Consider the following 17804-nt stretch of genomic DNA (forward strand, 5'->3'; position numbering starts at 1 on the left):
GGGTCCTTTTGTGGCACTCACCCAGCTCCGCGGCCGATGTCGCCCGCGCCCGGCTGCGCCTCAGTTTCCCCACCGTCGCGGGCGATGACGTCTGGTGGCAGGAGACCCGCCCCGAGGAGGACGGACGGACCACGGTCATCCATCTCAAGGGCGGTCACCGCACGGAGCTGCTGCAGGCCCCGTGGAACGCCCGTACCCGCGTCCACGAGTACGGGGGCCGGTCGTACCTGCCCGTCCGCACCGGGGAGGGCTGGTCGATCGTCTTCGCCAACTACGACGACCAGCGGCTCCACCGGCTCGACGAGGGCGACCCCAAGCCCTACCCGCTGACGCCCGAGCCGGCCGTCCCGGCGGGGCTGCGCTACGCCGACTTCGTGCTGTCCCCGGACCGGACGGAGATCTGGTGCGTGTGCGAGGGCCACATCGCCGCGCCGGCGGAGGCGGCGCCCGAGCCCGCCGCCGAGGGCGCGGAGGCCCCGGCGCCGCCGGCGGAGGAGCCCGGCACCACGGGGATCAGGCGGGCCATCGTCGCCGTGCCGCTGGACGGCCGCGCCGCCGGCGACGCCGGCGCCATCCGCGAGCTGGTCACCGGGGCGCAGTTCTACGCCAACCCCGTCCCGTCCCCGGGCGGCGGGCACCTCGCATGGGTGCAGTGGAACCACCCCCGCATGCCCTGGGACGGCACTGAGGTGCGCGTGGCGGCGCTGGAGGACGGCCGTACGGTCGCGCCCCGCACCGTCAAGGGCGGGCTCAAGGAGTCGGCCCTCGCGCCGCTGTGGCGCGACGACGAGTCCCTGTACGTCATCTCCGACTGGCCCGGCTGGTGGAACATCTACCAGGTCGGCCTGCACGGCGAGTCCCCGCAGGCCCTCTACCCGGCCGAGGAGGAGTTCGCCGCCCCGCTGTGGCAGCTCGGCGGCATGCCGTACGCGCTGCTCGGCGACGGGCGCCTCGCCGTCCTGCACGGGGAGGGCGACATGCGCCTCGGCGTCTACGACCCGGAGACGCTCGACCTCGTCGACCTGGAGGTCCCCTACGAGCACTGGGCGACGGAGCTGTCCGCGGACGGGACGACGATCGTCGGCATCGCCGGCGGCCCCGACCTGCCGCCGTCCGTCGTCCGCGTCGACACCACGACCGGGCGCGTCGAGGGGCTGCGCCGCGAGCTGGCCGAACTGCCGGACGTCGCGTACCTGTCCAGGCCGCGCGCCGAGCGCCTCGAAGGGCCGTTCGGGCGTCCCGTCCACGCCTACGTGTTCCCGCCGACCAACCCGGAGGCCGCCGCGCCCGAGGGCGAGCTGCCGCCGTACGTCGTGTTCGTGCACGGCGGCCCCACCGGCCGGGTCTCCAAGGTGCTCGACCTGGAGCGGGCCTACTTCACCAGCCGCGGCATCGGCGTCGTCGACGTCAACTACGGCGGCTCCAGCGGCTACGGCCGCGCCTACCGCGAACGGCTGCGCCGCCAGTGGGGCGTGGTCGACGTAGAGGACGCCATAGCCGCCGCCCAGGCGCTCGTAGACGGCGGAATAGCCGACCCGGCACGTCTCGCCATCCGGGGCGGCTCCGCGGGCGGCTGGACGACGCTGGCCGCGATCACGCAGACCGACGTGTTCAAGGCCGCGACGTCCTACTACGGCATCAGCGACCTGCAGAGCTTCGCCGAGGCCACCCACGACTTCGAGTCGCACTACCTGTTCGGCCTCATCGGCCCCCTGCCCGGCTTCGAGCGCGCCTACGAGGAGCGCTCACCGCTCGGGCACGCCGAGAAGACCGCCTGTCCCGTCCTGCTCCTGCAGGGCCTCAGCGACCCGGTGGTGCCGCCGGACCAGTCCGAGCGGTTCGCGCTGGCGCTGCGCGACAAGAAGACGCCGCACGCCTACCTCACGTTCGAGGGCGAGTCCCACGGCTTCCGGAAGGCCGCCACGGTCATCCGCAGCCTGGAGGCGGAGCTGGCCTTCTACGGGCAGACCCTCGGCTTCGAGCCCCGCGGCGTGGAGCCCATCAACCTCACCGTGGGCTGACCGTCAGGGCACGATGCAGGGCTGGACGCCGAGCAGGTCAGCGGGCGAATTCGATGGCGCGGGACTCGCGGACCACGGTGACGCGGATCTGGCCCGGGTAGGTCAGCTCGTCCTCGACCTGCTTGGCGATGTCGCGGGCGATGACCTGCGCCTGGATGTCGTCGACGGTGTCCGGCTTGACCATCACGCGGATCTCGCGGCCGGCCTGCATCGCGAAGACCTTCTCCACGCCCTCGTGCTTCTCGCGGGCGATCTGCTCCAGCCGCTCCAGGCGCTTGACGTAGGCCTCCAGCGACTCCCGGCGCGCACCCGGGCGGCTGCCGCTCACCGCGTCCGCGGCCTGGGTCAGCACGGCCTCCACCGTCCGGACCTCGACCTCGTTGTGGTGGGCCTCGATCGCGTGGACGACGTCCTCGTGCTCGCCGTACCGGCGCGCGATCTCGGCGCCGATCAGCGCGTGGCTGCCCTCCACCTCGTGGGTGAGCGCCTTGCCGATGTCGTGCAGCAGCGTGCACCGCTTCGCGATCTCCACCGGGAGGCGCAGCTCGCTCGCCATGACCCCGGCGATGTGCGCGGACTCGATCAGGTGCTTCAGCACGTTCTGCCCGTAGGACGTGCGGTACCGCAGCTGGCCGAGCAGCGCGATCAGCTCCGGGTGCATGTCGGCGATGCCGACCTCCACCAGGGCGTCCTCGCCGGCCCGGACGCACAGCTGCTCCACGTCGCTCCGGCTGCGCTCGTAGATCTCCTCGATGCGCTGCGGGTGGATGCGCCCGTCCAGCACCAGCTTCTCCAGCGTCAGCCGCCCGACCTCGCGGCGCACGGGGTCGAAGCAGCTCAGCAGCACCGCCTCGGGCGTGTCGTCGATGATGAGGTTCACCCCGGTCGTCGTCTCGAACGCCCGGATGTTGCGGCCCTCCCGGCCGATGATGCGGCCCTTCATCTCGTCGCTCGGCAGGTGCAGCACCGACACGACCGACTCCGCCGTCTGCTCGCTCGCGACCCGCTGGATCGCCAGTGTCACGATCTTGCGGGCGCGCTTCTCGCCCTCGGTCCGCGCCGTGTTCTCGATCTCGCGGACGATCGGGATGGACTCCCGCTTGGCCTGGTTCTCGATCGCCGCGACGAGCTCGGCCTTGGCCTGCCCGGCGGTGAGACCGGCGGCCTGCTCCAGCACCTTGCGGCGCTCCTCGGCGACGCCGGCCAGCTCCTCCTTGCGGGCGTCGAGCGCCTGCCGGGCCTCGGCGAGCCGCGCCTGCCACTCCTCCAGGCGGCGCATCTCGGCGTCCAGCCGCTGCTCGCGCTCGGCGAGCCGGGCCTCCCGGCGCTCCAGATCCTCCCGGACGGCCCGCAGGTCGTCCTTGATCGCGCGGCCCTCCTGCTCGGCCTCCGCGCGGGCGTCGGCGGTGAGCCGCTGCGTGTCGCGCTCGGCCTGCTCCAGGGCGTCGCGCGCGTCCAGCTCGGCCTTCGACCGGATCTCGTCGGCCTCGCTCTGCGCACGGGCGATCTCCGCCGCGGCTCTGCCGGGCATCCCGGGCCGCCACAGGATCGCGATCACGAGAGCGACCAGGGTCACCAGCAGCGCTGCACCCAGCAGGACGCTCTCCATGAGGCAGATCCTTCCTCGCCGCGGGCCCGTCCGGACTTCGGGACCCTGCCTAGCGAGGATTTACTCGCGCGCACGGACGCACGACGTCACCGGGCCGCACGCGGCGCACCCCCGATGACTCGGCCGTATCCGGTCGACGAACGTGTCCTGTATGCCTCTCAGCTGCTGGAACGTGCTCGGTCGTATGGCAATCCGCGAGACGCGGAGTAACTCCTCACTGCCGTAACGGTAAGCGGCATGGAGGTAATGAGCAAGCAAACGAGGGGCATTCCGGACTAACCGAACGTCAGCGTGACTCCTCCCTTACCACCCCTCCTGACTCCCCGCGCCCGTCCGGACCTGGCCAATCCCCGCCGCCGGGCCCGGCCGCACAGCGGCGGCCCACCCGCCCGCGCGGCGGACGGCCCTGGTGGCGACGGCGGCGTAGGCGACGCCGCCCGCGAGGGAGGCGAGCAGGGCCAGCACCTCCGAGCGGTCCTCCAGCAGCGGGTAGATCTGCCAGTGGACCAGGTAGATGTAGAGCGATCCGGCGGCCAGCAGGCCGGTGAGCCGGTTGAGCCAGGCCGCGCTCGGCAGCTTCGGGATCCAGATCAGCAGGAGCACGCCGGCGATGACGACGACCGTCCGCAGGGACGCACCCGAGCCGAAGTAGCCGGGGACGGTGGCCAGCACCACCGCGGACACCAGCAGCCGCTGCGCCGGGCCGGACACCCTCGCGGCGGCCCAGCCGAGCGGGAACAGCCAGCAGGCGGTGATCGCGTCCGGCAGGTCCGTGCGGCCGCCGAGGTCGTACCGCAGGAGCAGCGCGGCCGCCAGGAGGCCGAGCGGGAACCCGAAGGGGGCGCGCCGCTCCGCCCGGTCCAGGGCCGGGACGCTCAGCAACGCCGCCATGGCGGCCAGGATGTAGACGATCACCTCGATGAACCAGTAGTTGCTGTCGTTACCGGTCGCGCTCTTCAGCAGCAGCGCGTCGGCCAGGTGGTAGTCGGCGGTGAGGAGCGCCGCCAGGCCGATCCAGACGACGCTCGGCACGGCGATCCGCGCCAGCGCCGCCAGCAGGTCCGCGCGGCGCCTCCCCGCCCCGGCGGCGGTGAGGTGGAACCGGGCGAAGTTGAAGCCCGCCACCGCGAGCAGCACGTGCGCCCCGCCCCGGACCGTGAACACGCCGATGTGCGACCCGACGATGAGCACGATCGCGGCGGCGCGCAGCACGATGCCCGTCTCCAGCGTCCGCAGCCGGGCGCGCCGGGCCGGGCGCCGCAGGTCGCGGATGCGCCGGGTGTGCCAGTCGGCGGGCAGTGCGCCGAGGGCCTCCTCCAGCTTCAGCGACATCTCCACGTAGGACAGCGAATCGCCGCCGAGACCGACGAAGCTGTCGTCCTCGGTGACGTCGGGGCGGTCCAGGATCCGGGCGTACAGGCGGCACAGGTCCGGGCCGGCCGCCGGCTCGGCACGGCCCAGCCCCAGCACGGCCTGAAGGTCGGGCTTGCCGGTGGCCAGCCGGGGGATCTCGGGCAGGACGTGCGCGCTGACCGCCCTGGCCGGCAGGCCGCATTCGGCCGCCACCAGCCGCCGGACGCTCCGGGCGCCGGCATCGCCGCCCGCCACGGCCACGACCAGGCCCGTGTCGTCGCCGGCGCAGCACGCGGTCAGGCCGTGCCCGGCGAGCATCTCCTCGACGCGCTGCAGGTCGACGCGCAGGCCGTACGGCTTCACGAACCGGCCGCGGCGCCCCACGATCTCGTACAGCCCGTCCGGCAGCCGCCGCGCCACATCGCCGGTGCGCAGCTCATCGACGGTACGGCCGAGGGCCAGGTCGGCGGGGCCGCCGGCGTAGCCGAGCATGACGTTCGGGCCCGTGTACACCAGTTCGCCGGTGCCGGGTGCGGAACCGTCCGGCAGCGGCTCCAGCCGGAAGGACCCGCCGGGGATCGGAACACCGATCGCCTCCGGGTGGGCCGAGGCGAGTTCGGGAGGCAGGTAGGCCATGCGGGCCGTCGCCTCGGTCTGGCCGTACATGACGACCAGGTCCCAGCCGCGCCGCCTGCCGAGCGCCGCGTAGCGCGCCACCCGGTCGGCCGGCATCCGCCCGCCCGCCTGGGTGACGTACCGCAGCGACGGCAGCCGCATGTCGGCGAAACCCACCCGGTCCAGCAGCTCGAAGGTGTAGGGGACGCCCGCCAGCGCGGTGCCCCGCGCGGCGCGGAACAGTTCCCAGAAGTTGTCGTCGGCCACCGACAGGTCGGTGAGGACGAGCCCCGCGCCGCGCAGCAGATGGCTGTTGATGACCGACAGGCCGTAGCAGTAGTGCATCGGCAGGGTCGTGGCGGCGCGGTCGCCGGGGCGGATGTCCAGGTAGGCGGCGATGGACTCCGCGTTCGACCGCAGGTTCTCGTGCGACAGCCGGACGAGTTTCGGCGACCCCGTCGAGCCGGACGTGCTGAGCAGCAGCGCGAGGTCGGGGTGCAGGGTGTGCGCGGAGCCCTCGCGCCGCTCGTCGAGCGTCCCGTCCGGGAGGGCCACGACGTCCGGGTCGTAGGCGGCGGTCAGGGACCGCAGGGAGTCGGGCCGGTCGTGCGGCGCCAGCAGGACGGGATGCCCGGACGCGAGCGCCGCCAGGTAGACGGCGAGGGCGTCGACCGTGTTGGCGCCCGCGAGCAGGACGAGCCGCCGTCCGGGGCCGAGCCGGCGGGCGGCGGCCGCGACCCGGTCCGCGAGTTCGCGGTAGGTCACGGCGGCGCCGGAGGTGATGAGCGCCGTCCGCTCCGCGTGAACCGCGAGTCCGCCGGCGAACGGGACGTCCGGGGGCGGCACCGCGTGGGGGGTGATCACGCGGCGTATATTAGGTAAGGCTAAGCTCTCTGCCAAATCGCTCACCGACCCGCATCCCGAGGAAGCCATGCGAAACCCCCTGCGCCGTCTCACGTCCACTCTGGCCATGACGGCTCTCGTATTGCCACTCGCCGCATGCGGCCTCGGGAGCGAGGCCGGCCTGGTCGTCTACTCCGGTCGCAACGAGGGCCTCGTGAAGCCGCTGCTGGAGAAGCTGGAGAAGGCCGTCGGCACCGACGTCGAGGTGCGCTACGGCTCCAGCGCCGAGCTGTCCGCCCAGCTCCTGGAGGAGGGCGACAAGACCAAGGCCGACCTGTTCCTGTCCCAGGACGCCGGCGCGCTCGGCGCCCTGGCCAAGGCCGGCCGCATGGAGAAACTGCCCCAGGCGTCCCTCGACAAGGTCGCCGCGCAGTTCCGCGGCGGCGCCGGCGACTGGATCGGCGTCTCCGGCCGCGTCCGCGTGCTGGCCTACCACCCCGGGCAGGTCGCCAAGGCACCCGACACCGTGCGCGACCTCGTCAAGCCGGAATGGAAGGGCAAGATCGCCTACGCGCCGACCAACGCGTCCTTCCAGGCGTTCGTCACCGGCATGCGCGTCCTGGACGGCGACGAGGCCACGCTCGCCTGGCTGAAGGGCCTGAAGGCCAACGGCGTCAAGGCCTACGACAACAACATCGCCGTGCTGGACGCGGTGAACTCCGGGCAGGCCGCCCTCGGCCTCATCAACCACTACTACTGGTACGAGAAGGTCGCCGAGAAGGGCGCGGGCGGCGTCACCGCCAAGCTGCACTACCTGCCCGGCGGCGACCCCGGCGCCCTGATCAACGTCGCGGGCGTCGGCGTCCTCAAGGGCGCCGCGCACCGGGCGGCGGCGCTCAAGGCCGTCGACTACCTGCTGTCGCCCGAGGCGCAGACCTACTTCAGCGACGAGACCAAGGAGTACCCGCTGGCCGCCGGCGTCACCAGCACCGTCCCCGGCCTGCCTCCCCTGGACTCGCTGAAGGCCCCCCGGATCGACCTCGGCGAACTCGATTCGCTGCAGCGGACGCTGGCGATGCTGCGCGAAGCGGGGATGGTCTGACCCGCATGACCGCGGCTCGCGCCCCCCGGATCCTGCTCGCTCCGGCGTGCCTGGCCGGGGCCCTCGCCCTGCTGCCCCTCGGCTACCTGGCCGTGCGGGCGCTGGAGCGGGGCCCCGGCTTCGCCTGGTCGGTGATCACCACCGAGGGCACCGGGCTGCTCCTCGTCCGCAGCCTGGCGCTGGCCGCCGTCGTGGTGACCGCCTGCCTCGTCCTCGGAATCTCGCTGGCCTGGCTCACCGTGCGCACCGCGCTGCCCGGCGCCCGCGCCTGGGCGGTGCTCGCCACCCTCCCGCTGGCCGTGCCCAGCTACGTGGCCGCCTTCGCCTGGCTGTCCGCGGTGCCGGGCATGTCCGGATTCACCGGGTCCGCGGTGTCGCTGACCCTGGTCAGCTACCCCTACGTCCTCCTCCCGGTCGCCGCCGCGCTGCGCGGCATCGACCCCGCGCAAGAGGAGACGTCCCGGTCCCTCGGCGCGGGCCCGGTGCGGACGTTCCGCCGCGTCACCCTCCCCCAGCTCCGTCCGGCCGCGGCCGGCGGCGGGCTGCTCGTCGCGCTGTACGTCCTGTCCGACTTCGGCGCGGTGTCGCTGATGCGGTACGACACGTTCACCCGCGGCATCTACACCTCCTACCAGGCCAGCTTCGACCGCACCCCGGCCGCCGCGCTGAGCGCGGTCCTCGTCGTGCTGACCATCGGCGTCGTCGCCCTGGAGACCCGGACCCGCGGGCGGCGCAGGCACGCCCGGACCGGCGGCGGAACCGCCCGGCCGTCCGTTCCGGTCCCGCTCGGCCGGGCGGCGGCGCCCGCCCTGGCCTGGTGCGGCGCCGTGGCCGCGGCCGCCGTCGCGTTCCCGCTGGGGACGCTCGTCTACTGGCTGGTGACCGGGAACCGCGCCGGCTGGGATCCCGCCGGGCTGCTGAGCACCGCGGGCGTCACCCTCGCCGTGGCGGGGGCGGGCGCCGCGCTCACCACCGCGCTCGCCCTGCCCGTCGGGGTGCTCGCCGCCCGCCACCGGGGGCGGGCCGCCGAGCTGATCGAGCAGGCCGCCTACGCCGGGCACGCGCTGCCCGGCATCACCGTCGCCCTGGCCCTGGTCTTCTTCGCCGTCCGCTACGCCACCCCGATCTACCAGGAGCTGCCGCTGCTGGTCTGCGCCTACGCGGTGCTGTTCCTGCCGGTCGCGGTCGCCGCCACCCGCGCCGCCGTGCTGCAGTCCCCGCCCGTCCTGGAGGACGTCGCCCGCTCGCTCGGCCGCGGCCCGCTGCGCGTGCTCAGGGCGGTGACCGTACCGCTGGCGGCCCCCGGCATCGCGGCGGGCGCGGCGCTGACCTTCGTGATCTGCATGAAGGAACTGCCCGCGACCCTGCTGCTGCGCCCCACCGGCATGGACACCCTCGCCACCCGGCTCTGGACGGAGACGGGCACCGCCTCCTACTCCGCCGCCGCCCCGTACGCGGCCGCGCTGATCCTGCTCGCGGCCGTCCCCTCCTACCTCCTCGGAAGACAGCGCCCGTGAGCGAGTTGCGAATCGAAGGCCTGACCAAGGCGTACGGCCCCGAGGGAGCCGTCCTGGACGGGCTCGACCTCACCGTCCCCGGCGGCTCACTGGCCGCCGTCCTCGGCCCGTCCGGCTGCGGGAAGACCACCCTGCTCCGGATCGTGGCGGGCTTCCTGCGCGCCGACGCGGGCACCGTCACCGTGGGCGGACGCGCCCTCACCGCCACCGGGACGCACGTCCCGCCGGAGCGCCGCCGCATCGGCATCGTGCCCCAGGAGGGCGCGCTGTTCCCGCACCTGAGCGTGGCCCGCAACGTCGCCTTCGGCGTGACCGACCGCGCCGCGCGGCACCGGCGCACCGAGGAGATGCTCGAACTGGTGGGCCTCGCCGGGTACGGCCGCCGGATGCCGCACGAGCTGTCCGGCGGCCAGCAGCAGCGGGTAGCGCTGGCCCGGGCCCTGGCCCCGGAGCCCGCGCTGGTCCTGCTCGACGAGCCGTTCAACGCGCTGGACAGCGCGCTGCGCGCCGGGATACGCGCCGACGTCCGCGCCGCCCTGCGCACCATCGGCGCCACCGCCCTCCTCGTCACCCACGATCAGCAGGAGGCCCTGTCCACCGCCGACCTCGTCGCGGTCGTCCACGCCGGGCGCGTCGCCCAGTGCGGTACCCCGCAGGAGGTGTACGGCCGGCCCGCGAGCCCGTGGGTGGCGGGCTTCGTCGGCGACGCCGTGCTCCTGCCGGGCACCGCCTCTAACGGCACCGCCACGACCGCCCTCGGCACGGTCGCGCTGAGCACGCCCGCCGGGGCCGCCGGCGACGGCACGGTGATCCTGCGCCCCGAGCAGCTGCGGCTCACCGAGGCCGGCGGGACCGCCCCGGGCGGGACGGTGACCGACGTCCGCTACTACGGGCACGACGCCATGGTCACCGTTTCGGTCGAGGGCCTCGCGGCCCCCGTCGACATCCGGGTCGACGGCCACGTACAGCTGCGCCCCGGCGACTCCACCGGCCTCCGCCTCACCGGCGAGGCCACCTTCCACTCCACCCCCTCCTGACCCCGGCCGTCAGTCGATGGGGTCGGGCGGGGCGGGGACGGTGTCGGGGTCGGTGCCCTCGTCGGTGAGGGCCTCTCTCACCACGCGGTAGGAGAGGCCGGGCGGATAGCCCTTGCGGGCGAGCATGCCGACGAGGCGGCGCATGCGCTTGGCGGGGTCGGCGCCGCGGGTGGCGGGCAGCCTGCGGACGACCAGGGCGCGAGCGGTCTCCTCCTCCTGGGCCGGGTCGAGGGTCTCGACGGCCTCGTTGACGGTGTCGTCGGCGACGCCGCGCCGGCGGAGTTCGGCGGCCAGGGCGCGCTTGGCCAGGCCGCGGCCGCTGTGGCGGGACTGGACCCAGGCCTGCGCGAACGCCTCGTCGTCGATCAGGCCGACGTCGGTGAAGCGCGCGAGGACCCGGTCGGCGACGTCGTCGGGGACGTCCTTGCGGCGGAGGGCGTCGGCGAGCTGGGCGCGGGTGCGCGGCGACGCCGAGAGGAGGCGCAGGCACACCTCGCGCGCCCTGGCCTCCGGGTCGCCGCCCCCGGTGGCGCGCGGGGCCGGGCTCATCGGCCGCCGCGCTCGGTGACCGCCGTGGGAGCGGCGGCGCCATCGGGGAAGGTCCGGGCACCGGTCCTGCGGTGCCCGGTAAGGCGCCGCCGCCCTGCATAGGAGATCATCGCTTACTCTTCGTCAAGAGTCACCCATATCACGGGATTCCTTGTCAGGAATCACCCGTCTTGGCGGCCTTCGCGGTCTTCTTCGCGGCGGTGGTCTTGACCGCGGGCGCAGGGGCCGGGGCGGCGTCCGGGGCCGCCGCGGGCGCGGCCTCCTTGTCGACCTTGGGGCCGATGCCCAGCTTCTCCTTGATCTTCTTCTCGATGCCGTCCGCCAGGTCGGGGTTGGCCTTGAGGAAGTTGCGGGCGTTCTCCTTGCCCTGGCCGAGCTGGTCGCCGTCGTAGGTGTACCAGGCGCCGGACTTGCGGACGAAGCCGTGCTCCACGCCGAGGTCGATCAGGCCGCCCTCGCGGCTGATGCCCTGGCCGTAGAGCAGGTCGAAGTCGGCGACGCGGAACGGCGGGGCCATCTTGTTCTTGACGACCTTGACGCGGACGCGGTTGCCGACGGCCTCGGTGCCGTCCTTCAGGGTCTCGATGCGGCGGACGTCCAGCCGGACCGAGGCGTAGAACTTCAGCGCCCGGCCGCCGGTGGTCGTCTCGGGCGAGCCGAACATGACGCCGACCTTCTCGCGGAGCTGGTTGATGAAGATGGCGGTGGTCTTGGTCTGGTTGATCGCGCCGGTGAGCTTGCGCAGCGCCTGCGACATGAGGCGGGCCTGGAGGCCGACGTGGCTGTCGCCCATCTCGCCCTCGATCTCGGCGCGGGGGACGAGCGCGGCGACGGAGTCGATGACGACGATGTCGATCGCGCCGGAGCGGATCAGCATGTCGGTGATCTCCAGGGCCTGCTCGCCGGTGTCGGGCTGGGAGACCAGCAGGGCGTCGATGTCGACGCCGAGCTTGGCGGCGTACTCGGGGTCGAGCGCGTGCTCGGCGTCGACGAACGCGGCGATGCCGCCCTTCTTCTGGACGCTCGCCACGGCGTGCAGCGCCACGGTGGTCTTGCCGGAGCCCTCGGGGCCGTACACCTCGACGACGCGGCCGCGCGGCAGGCCGCCGATGCCGAGCGCGATGTCGAGGGCGATCGCGCCGGTGGGGATCACCTCGACGGGCGCCCGGGCCTCCTCGCCCATCCGCATGACCGACCCCTTGCCGAACTGCCGCTCGATCTGGGCGAGTGCGGTCTCGAGAGCCTTCTCCCGGTCGTTCGCTGCCATTGAGATGTCCTTCTCGTCGTGACTGTCGGCTCTCGGCCGCTGCTTGCGATGTCGAGGGCGACGTTACGGCGGGCCACCGACACTTTCGAGCGCCCGGCGCGATTGTGGACGACGCCGCGTGCCGGGACCAGCCTACCGAACATCCGTTCGATCATCGTCCGGTATGGCGATTTGGACGGGAATCGCCGTGCGTTCCATGGTCCCGACCCCGTACGCTGGCGCCGTCCACGGAGGGTTCCAATCATGACGCTGACCGTCCTCTTCTGCGTCGATCCGCTCCATCCCCGGCGCGTTGACCCCCACTTCTCCCGCGAGGCCGAGGCCGTCCGGGACCACTACGGCGAGACGGCCCTGATCGACCACGACGCGCTGCGGCGCGGGGACGTGGAGGACGCGATCGGCGCCGTGCCCGCCGGCCTGGGCCCGGTCTGGTACCGCGGCTGGATGCTGTCGGCGGACGAGTACGCCGCGATGGCCGCCGCCCTGAAACAGCGCGGCACGGTGTTGCTCACGCACCCGGACGACTATAGGCGCGCTCATGAGCTGCCGGGCTGGCACGAGACGTTCGCCGGGCTGACCCCGAACAGCGTGTGGCGCCCCCTGGGCACCGGCCAGGATCCGGGCGATCCCAGCGAGCTGGCCGAGCTGGTCCGGCCGCTGCGGAGCGGGCCGGGCATCGTCAAGGACTACGTGAAGTCGTGCAAGCACGAGTGGGAGGAGGCGTGCTTCGTCCCGGACGTGAAGAACCTGCCCCGGCTGCACGACATCGCCTCCAAGATGGTCGCGCTGAGGGACGACCATCTGGCGGGCGGTCTCGTCGTCCGCGAGTTCGAGGAGTACGACGGCGCCGGCGAGGCGCGCGTGTGGTGGGTGGACGGCGAGCCCGCGCTGGTGGGGCCGCACCCTGACAGCCCCGGTGTGGAACTCGATCCCGACCTGACCGCCGTGGCTCCGGCCGTCCGCGCCCTGGGCTGCCGGTTCATCACCACGGATGTGGCCCGCCGGACGGACGGCGCCTGGCGCGTCGTGGAGGTCGGCGACGGCCAGGTCAGCGATCTGCCGTCGTCCGTGGACGCGATGGACCTCTACGCCCACCTGCCCGTCCCGGACTGACCTCCCCTAGCGGAGGGTCGAGGGGACGTCGAAGGTGGCGACGACGGCCTGCCACACCCGCTTGGCCGATTCGCCGTCGGCGAGGGCCTGCTCGATGGTGCGGCCGCCCAGTTCCGCCATGACGTAGTCCTTGGCCACGCTCTGGGCATAGCTTTCGCCGAACTGCTGGTTCATCCGATCCCAGAACACTGTGAGCCGCACGCCCTCCACGCTATCCGACGGAGGGCTCCCCCAAGGACCGCGCGACCTCGTCGGGGACGTCCGGTCCGGTGCCCTGCCGGTACTGGCGGTGCAGGCCGGTCAGGTAGCGCTCGACGCCCTCGATGACGCGGGCCGTCCGGTAGGAGGGGAAGACGTCGAAGGCGTGCTGGGCGCCCTGCATCTCGGCGTAGACGACGGGTGACGCGGAGACTTCTCTGAGCCGTTCGACGAATCGCCGGGCCTCCGCCACGGGGATGAGCGAGTCGCGGCTCCCGTGGATGACGAAGAAGGGCGGCGCGTCCTCGCTGATGTGCGTGACGGGGGACGCGTTGGCGTACACCTCGCGGTTCTCGGCGAAGGGCCTCTTGATGACCATCTTCTCCATGATGCGATTGGACCCCATGGGGGCGGGCCAGGGCCCCGCCTCGACGAGGTTGTAGACGCCGTAGAACGGGACGGCGCCCTGCACGCTCGTGTCGACGTCCTCGAAGCCCGGCTGGAATTCGGGCTCGTTCGCGGTCAGCGCCACCAGCGCGGTGAGGTGCCCGCCGGCCGATCCTCCGGTCACGCAGAGGAAGTCGGGGTCGGCCCCGTACTCCTCTGCGTGCTCCTTGTACCAGGCGAGGAAGTGCTTCAGGTCGATCAGATGCTCCGGCCAGGTGGCGCGCGGGCTGAGCCGGTAGTTGACGTTGAAGCCGACCCACCCCTGCAAGGCCATGTGGTTGAGCAGCGGCAGGCCCTGCTCGCGTTTGTCTCCGATGACCCATGCACCGCCGTGGATCTGCATGAGGCCCGGACGCAGCACACCATCGGCGGCGTCGGCCACGGGGCGGTACACGTCCAGCTTGAGGCGGAGCCGCCCTTCCTCTCGGTACAGGACGTTGCGGTCGACGCGCACGCCCTTGCGCGGGATCAGGCACAGCGGCGGGACGAAGAGCGGCGCCAGCGGGAAGCGGGGCGCGCCTTCAGGGTCCAGGTCGAGCGGTGTACCGCACTCCCGCAGGGTGACGACCGTACGGCGGGACGCCGCGATGGTGGCCGCGACACCCGCCATTCCGGCGAGCGCCAGGACGAGGCCCGTCCAGCCGGCCCAGCCGTCCAGCCCTCCGAACCCGGCCACGAGAGAGGTGGCGATGGCCCACGTGACGAGCACATGGGGCGCCATCTCGATCGTCAGCCAGCCGAAGAAGAAGCCCGGCACGAGAAGCAGGCCGCCGCGCCGGGGAGCGTGCGCGTTGACCGCGGTCAACGCGAAGAGGATCCCGAGGGCGAGCAGGACGTAGGGCATCGCGGACTCCCTTGGGGTGTGCGTCCTACCGGTAGACCATGCCCGTACAAGCGCTTGCTTACAATGTGACGCCCACCACTCCCGCGCGTTCTGTCGGACCCGCGAGGCAGGATGGCGCCATGGGCGGTGACGTGCTCGAACGCTTCTCCCCGGCGACCCGCGCCTGGTTCTCCGGGGCGTTCGCCGCGCCCACGCCCGCGCAGGCCGGGGCGTGGGCGTCGATCGCGGGCGGCGACAACACGCTGGTCGTGGCGCCGACGGGGTCCGGCAAGACCCTGGCGGCGTTCCTGTGGTCCCTCGACCGGCTCGCCACCGAGCCCGTCCCCGACGACCCGCTGCGGCGCTGCCGCGTCCTGTACGTGTCGCCGCTGAAGGCCCTCGCGGTCGACGTCGAGCGCAACCTGCGCGCCCCGCTGACGGGCATCCGGCACGCGGCGCGGCGGCTCGACCTGCCGGAGCCGGGCGTCCGGGTGGGGATGCGGTCCGGCGACACCCCGGCCGACGAGCGCCGCCGGCTCGCCGTGAAACCGCCGGACATCCTGATCACCACGCCGGAGTCGCTGTTCCTGATCCTCACCTCGCGGGCGCGCGAGTCGCTGCGCGGCGTCGAGACCGTCATCGTCGACGAGGTGCACGCCGTGGCGGGCACCAAGCGCGGCGCGCACCTGGCGCTGTCCCTCGAACGCCTCGACGCGCTGCTCGAACGGCCCGCGCAGCGGATCGGCCTGTCGGCGACCGTCCGCCCCGCCGGCGAGGTGGCGGCGTTCCTCGGCGGGCCCCGGCCGGCGGCGGTCGTGCAGCCGCCGTCGGAGAAGGTGTTCGACCTCGACATCGTCGTCCCCGTGGAGGACATGGGCGAGGTCGGCCAGTTCGTGGACGACGCCGGTGCGGCCGACCCCCGCCAGCGCAGCATCTGGCCCCACGTCGAGGACCGCCTCCTCGACCTCATCCAGGCCCACCGCTCGACGCTGGTGTTCGCGAACTCGCGGCGGCTGGCCGAACGGCTCTGCGGACGGCTGAACGAACTCGCCTACGAGCGCGCGACGGGCGAGCCCCTGCCCGAAGACCACTCCCCCGCCGCCACGATGGCGCAGGCGGGCGCCGCCAGGGGCGCGCCCATGGAGATCGCCAGGGCGCACCACGGCTCGGTGTCCAAGGAGGAGCGGGCCGGCATCGAGAACGCGCTGAAGGAGGGGCGCCTCCCGGCGGTCGTGGCGACGTCCAGCCTGGAGCTGGGCATCGACATGGGCGCCGTCGACCTGGTCGTCCAGGTGGAGTCGCCGCCGTCGGTGGCCAACGGCCTCCAGCGGGTCGGGCGCGCGGGCCACCAGGTCGGCGCCGTGTCCAAGGGCGTCATCTTCCCCAAGTACCGGGGCGACCTCGTCCAGACGACGGTGGTGGCCGAGCGCATGCGCGGCGGCGAGATCGAGGAGCTGCGCTACCCGCGCAACCCCCTCGACGTCCTCGCGCAGCAGATCGTCGCGATGGTCTCCATGGACGAGTGGGCCGTCGACGACCTCGAATCGCTGGTGAAGCGCGCCGCGCCCTACGCGACGCTCCCGCGCTCGGCGCTGGAGGCGTGCCTGGACATGCTCGCCGGCCGTTACCCCAGCGACGAGTTCGGCGAGCTGCGCCCCCGCCTCGTCTGGGACCGCGTCACCGGCCTCCTCCGCGACCGCCCCGGCGCGCAGCGCCTCGCCGTGACCAGCGGCGGGACGATCCCCGACCGCGGCCTGTTCGGGGTGTTCCTCGTCGGCGAGAAGTCCTCCCGGGTGGGCGAGCTGGACGAGGAGATGGTCTACGAGTCCCGCGTCGGCGACGTGTTCGTCCTCGGCGCCAGCTCGTGGCGCATCGAGGACATCACCCCCGACCGGGTGCTCGTCTCGCCCGCGCCCGGCCAGCCCGGCAAGCTGCCGTTCTGGCACGGCGACACCCTCGGCCGCCCCGCCGAGCTGGGCCGCGCGCTCGGCGCGTTCACCCGCGAGCTGGCCGGCCTGCCCGCCGAGCGGGCGCGGGAGCGCGCGTCCGCCGCCGGGCTGGACGCGTGGGCGTCCGCCAACCTCGTCTCCTACCTGGGCGAGCAGCGCGAGGCCACCGGGCACGTCCCCGACGACCGGACCATGGTCGTCGAGCGGTTCCGCGACGAGCTCGGCGACTGGCGGATGGTCGTCCACTCCCCGCTGGGCGCGCGTGTGCACGCGCCCTGGGCGCTCGCCATGGCGGGCCGCCTGCGCGAGCGGTACGGCGTCGACGCCCAGGCCATGCACGCCGACGACGGCATCGTCATCCGCATCCCCGACATGGACGAGCCGCCCAGCCTCGACCTCGCCGTCTTCGACGCCGACGACGTGGAGCGCGTCGTCGTCGACGAGCTGGGCGGCTCGGCGCTGTTCGCGGCGCGGTTCCGCGAGTGCGCGGCCCGCTCGCTGCTGCTGCCCCGCCGCCGTCCCGACAAGCGCATGCCGCTCTGGCAGCAGCGCCAGCGCGCCGCGCAGCTGCTCGCCGTCGCGAGCAAGTACCCGTCGTTCCCGATCGTGCTGGAGACGATGCGCGAGTGCCTGCAGGACGTGTTCGACGTCCCGGGCCTGGTGCAGCTCATGCGCGACCTGTCGGGACGCAAGGTCCGCATGGTCGAGGTGGAGACGCCCGAGCCGTCGCCCTACGCCCGCTCCCTGCTGTTCCACTACGTCGGCGCGTTCATGTACGAGGGCGACTCCCCGCTCGCCGAGCGCCGCGCCCAGGCCCTCGCGCTCGACTCGGCGCTGCTCGCCGAGCTCCTCGGCCAGGCCGACCTGCGCGAGCTGCTCGACCCGGACGCGGTCGCCGACACCGAGCGCGAACTCCAGCGCCTCGCGCCCGACCGCCGCGCCCGCGACCTGGAGGGCGTCGCCGACCTGCTCCGGGCCCTCGGCCCGCTCACCACGGCGGAGGTCGCCGACCGCATACTCTCCACCGCGAGCGGGCGCCCGGACACCGGCGACGGCGCGCTCGCGGTGGACGATTCTGGCGCGCTCGTCCCCGCCGACCCGCCGGACGGTCCGGAGTCGCCGCCGCCCGCCGCTTCGGAGGCGGCGGGATGGCTGGTGGAGCTGGAGGGCACGCGGCGGGCGATCCGGGTGCGGATCGCGGGCGAGGAGCACTGGGCCGCGATCGAGGACGCCGGGCGGCTGCGCGACGCGCTCGGCGCGCCGCTGCCGGTGGGCGTCCCGGAGGCGTTCCTCGAACCGGTGGACGACCCGCTCGGCGACCTGGTGTCGCGGTACGCGCGCTGTGTCTTATACACATCTCC

At 73.5% G+C, this 17804-nt stretch carries 12 protein-coding genes; 6 read left to right on the forward strand and 6 right to left on the reverse strand.

The annotated features are described in order from the left end of the window. Positions 1-8: 8 nt before the first annotated feature. Complete coding sequence (locus tag ETD96_RS22350) at positions 9-2021, forward strand: prolyl oligopeptidase family serine peptidase (RefSeq protein ID WP_138638435.1); 2013 nt, start codon at positions 9-11, stop codon at positions 2019-2021. 37 nt (positions 2022-2058) lie between these two features. Here the strand turns inward: ETD96_RS22350 and rny are convergent, their stop codons facing one another. Together rny and ETD96_RS22360 are read right to left on the reverse strand one after the other, a co-directional pair. Beyond that, positions 2059-3630: a ribonuclease Y gene (rny, locus tag ETD96_RS22355; protein WP_138638425.1), complete on the reverse strand. Its 1572-nt coding sequence runs from the start codon at positions 3628-3630 to the stop codon at positions 2059-2061. A 303-nt stretch (positions 3631-3933) separates the two neighbouring features. Then, positions 3934-6462, reverse strand: a complete 2529-nt coding sequence (locus ETD96_RS22360; RefSeq protein ID WP_205719401.1) for an AMP-binding protein — start codon at positions 6460-6462, stop codon at positions 3934-3936. A 106-nt stretch (positions 6463-6568) separates the two neighbouring features. Between ETD96_RS22360 and ETD96_RS22365 the strand changes: the two genes are divergently transcribed. Genes ETD96_RS22365 through ETD96_RS22375 form a run of 3 tightly spaced genes read left to right on the forward strand, consistent with a single transcriptional unit; the run spans position 6569 to position 10097 of the window. Further along, positions 6569-7543 (forward strand): extracellular solute-binding protein, encoded by a 975-nt coding sequence (locus ETD96_RS22365; protein WP_240808022.1) that lies wholly within the window; start codon positions 6569-6571, stop codon positions 7541-7543. Between the two features lie 5 nt (positions 7544-7548). Next, complete coding sequence (locus ETD96_RS22370; RefSeq protein ID WP_138638428.1) at positions 7549-9060, forward strand: ABC transporter permease; 1512 nt, start codon at positions 7549-7551, stop codon at positions 9058-9060. Next, the gene (locus tag ETD96_RS22375; RefSeq protein ID WP_138638429.1) at positions 9057-10097 is read left to right on the forward strand and encodes an ABC transporter ATP-binding protein; all 1041 of its coding nucleotides are present in this window, start codon (positions 9057-9059) and stop codon (positions 10095-10097) included. The genes ETD96_RS22370 and ETD96_RS22375 overlap by 4 nt, the downstream gene beginning before the upstream one ends. A gap of 9 nt (positions 10098-10106) precedes the next feature. Here the strand turns inward: ETD96_RS22375 and recX are convergent, their stop codons facing one another. Next, positions 10107-10646 carry a recombination regulator RecX gene (gene recX, locus ETD96_RS22380; protein ID WP_138638430.1) on the reverse strand — a complete coding sequence of 180 codons (540 nt, stop codon included), beginning with the start codon at positions 10644-10646 and terminating at the stop codon, positions 10107-10109. A 154-nt stretch (positions 10647-10800) separates the two neighbouring features. Continuing rightward, entirely contained in the window at positions 10801-11913 is a 1113-nt protein-coding gene (gene recA, locus ETD96_RS22385; protein WP_138638431.1) for a recombinase RecA, read from the reverse strand. Positions 11914-12156: 243 nt separating this feature from the next. On the opposite strand from recA, the gene ETD96_RS22390 reads away from it, so the two are divergent. Beyond that, positions 12157-13026, forward strand: a complete 870-nt coding sequence (locus tag ETD96_RS22390; RefSeq protein ID WP_138638432.1) for an ATP-grasp domain-containing protein — start codon at positions 12157-12159, stop codon at positions 13024-13026. 6 nt (positions 13027-13032) lie between these two features. Here the strand turns inward: ETD96_RS22390 and ETD96_RS22395 are convergent, their stop codons facing one another. Then, a complete protein-coding gene (locus ETD96_RS22395; protein ID WP_138638433.1) occupies positions 13033-13227 on the reverse strand; it encodes a DUF3046 domain-containing protein in 195 nt (64 codons plus the stop codon). 10 nt (positions 13228-13237) lie between these two features. Next, a complete protein-coding gene (locus ETD96_RS22400; RefSeq protein WP_138638434.1) occupies positions 13238-14515 on the reverse strand; it encodes an alpha/beta hydrolase in 1278 nt (425 codons plus the stop codon). A gap of 119 nt (positions 14516-14634) precedes the next feature. Between ETD96_RS22400 and ETD96_RS22405 the strand changes: the two genes are divergently transcribed. Further along, positions 14635-17804, forward strand: a 3170-nt coding sequence (locus tag ETD96_RS22405) for a DEAD/DEAH box helicase (RefSeq protein ID WP_205719402.1), incomplete at its 3' end; no start/stop codon positions are given.

It is taken from the genome of Actinomadura geliboluensis, assembly GCF_005889745.1.
Classification (GTDB): Bacteria; Actinomycetota; Actinomycetes; order Streptosporangiales; family Streptosporangiaceae; genus Spirillospora; species Spirillospora geliboluensis.

Coding starts and splice junctions, on each gene's coding strand:
- ETD96_RS22390 (WP_138638432.1), top strand. CDS start 12,157: ATGACGCTGACCGTCCTCTTCTGCGTCGATCCGCTCCATCCCCGGCGC.
- ETD96_RS22400 (WP_138638434.1), bottom strand. CDS start 14,515: ATGCCCTACGTCCTGCTCGCCCTCGGGATCCTCTTCGCGTTGACCGCG.
- ETD96_RS22370 (WP_138638428.1), top strand. CDS start 7,549: ATGACCGCGGCTCGCGCCCCCCGGATCCTGCTCGCTCCGGCGTGCCTG.
- recA (WP_138638431.1), bottom strand. CDS start 11,913: ATGGCAGCGAACGACCGGGAGAAGGCTCTCGAGACCGCACTCGCCCAG.
- rny (WP_138638425.1), bottom strand. CDS start 3,630: ATGGAGAGCGTCCTGCTGGGTGCAGCGCTGCTGGTGACCCTGGTCGCT.
- recX (WP_138638430.1), bottom strand. CDS start 10,646: ATGAGCCCGGCCCCGCGCGCCACCGGGGGCGGCGACCCGGAGGCCAGG.
- ETD96_RS22365 (WP_240808022.1), top strand. CDS start 6,569: ATGACGGCTCTCGTATTGCCACTCGCCGCATGCGGCCTCGGGAGCGAG.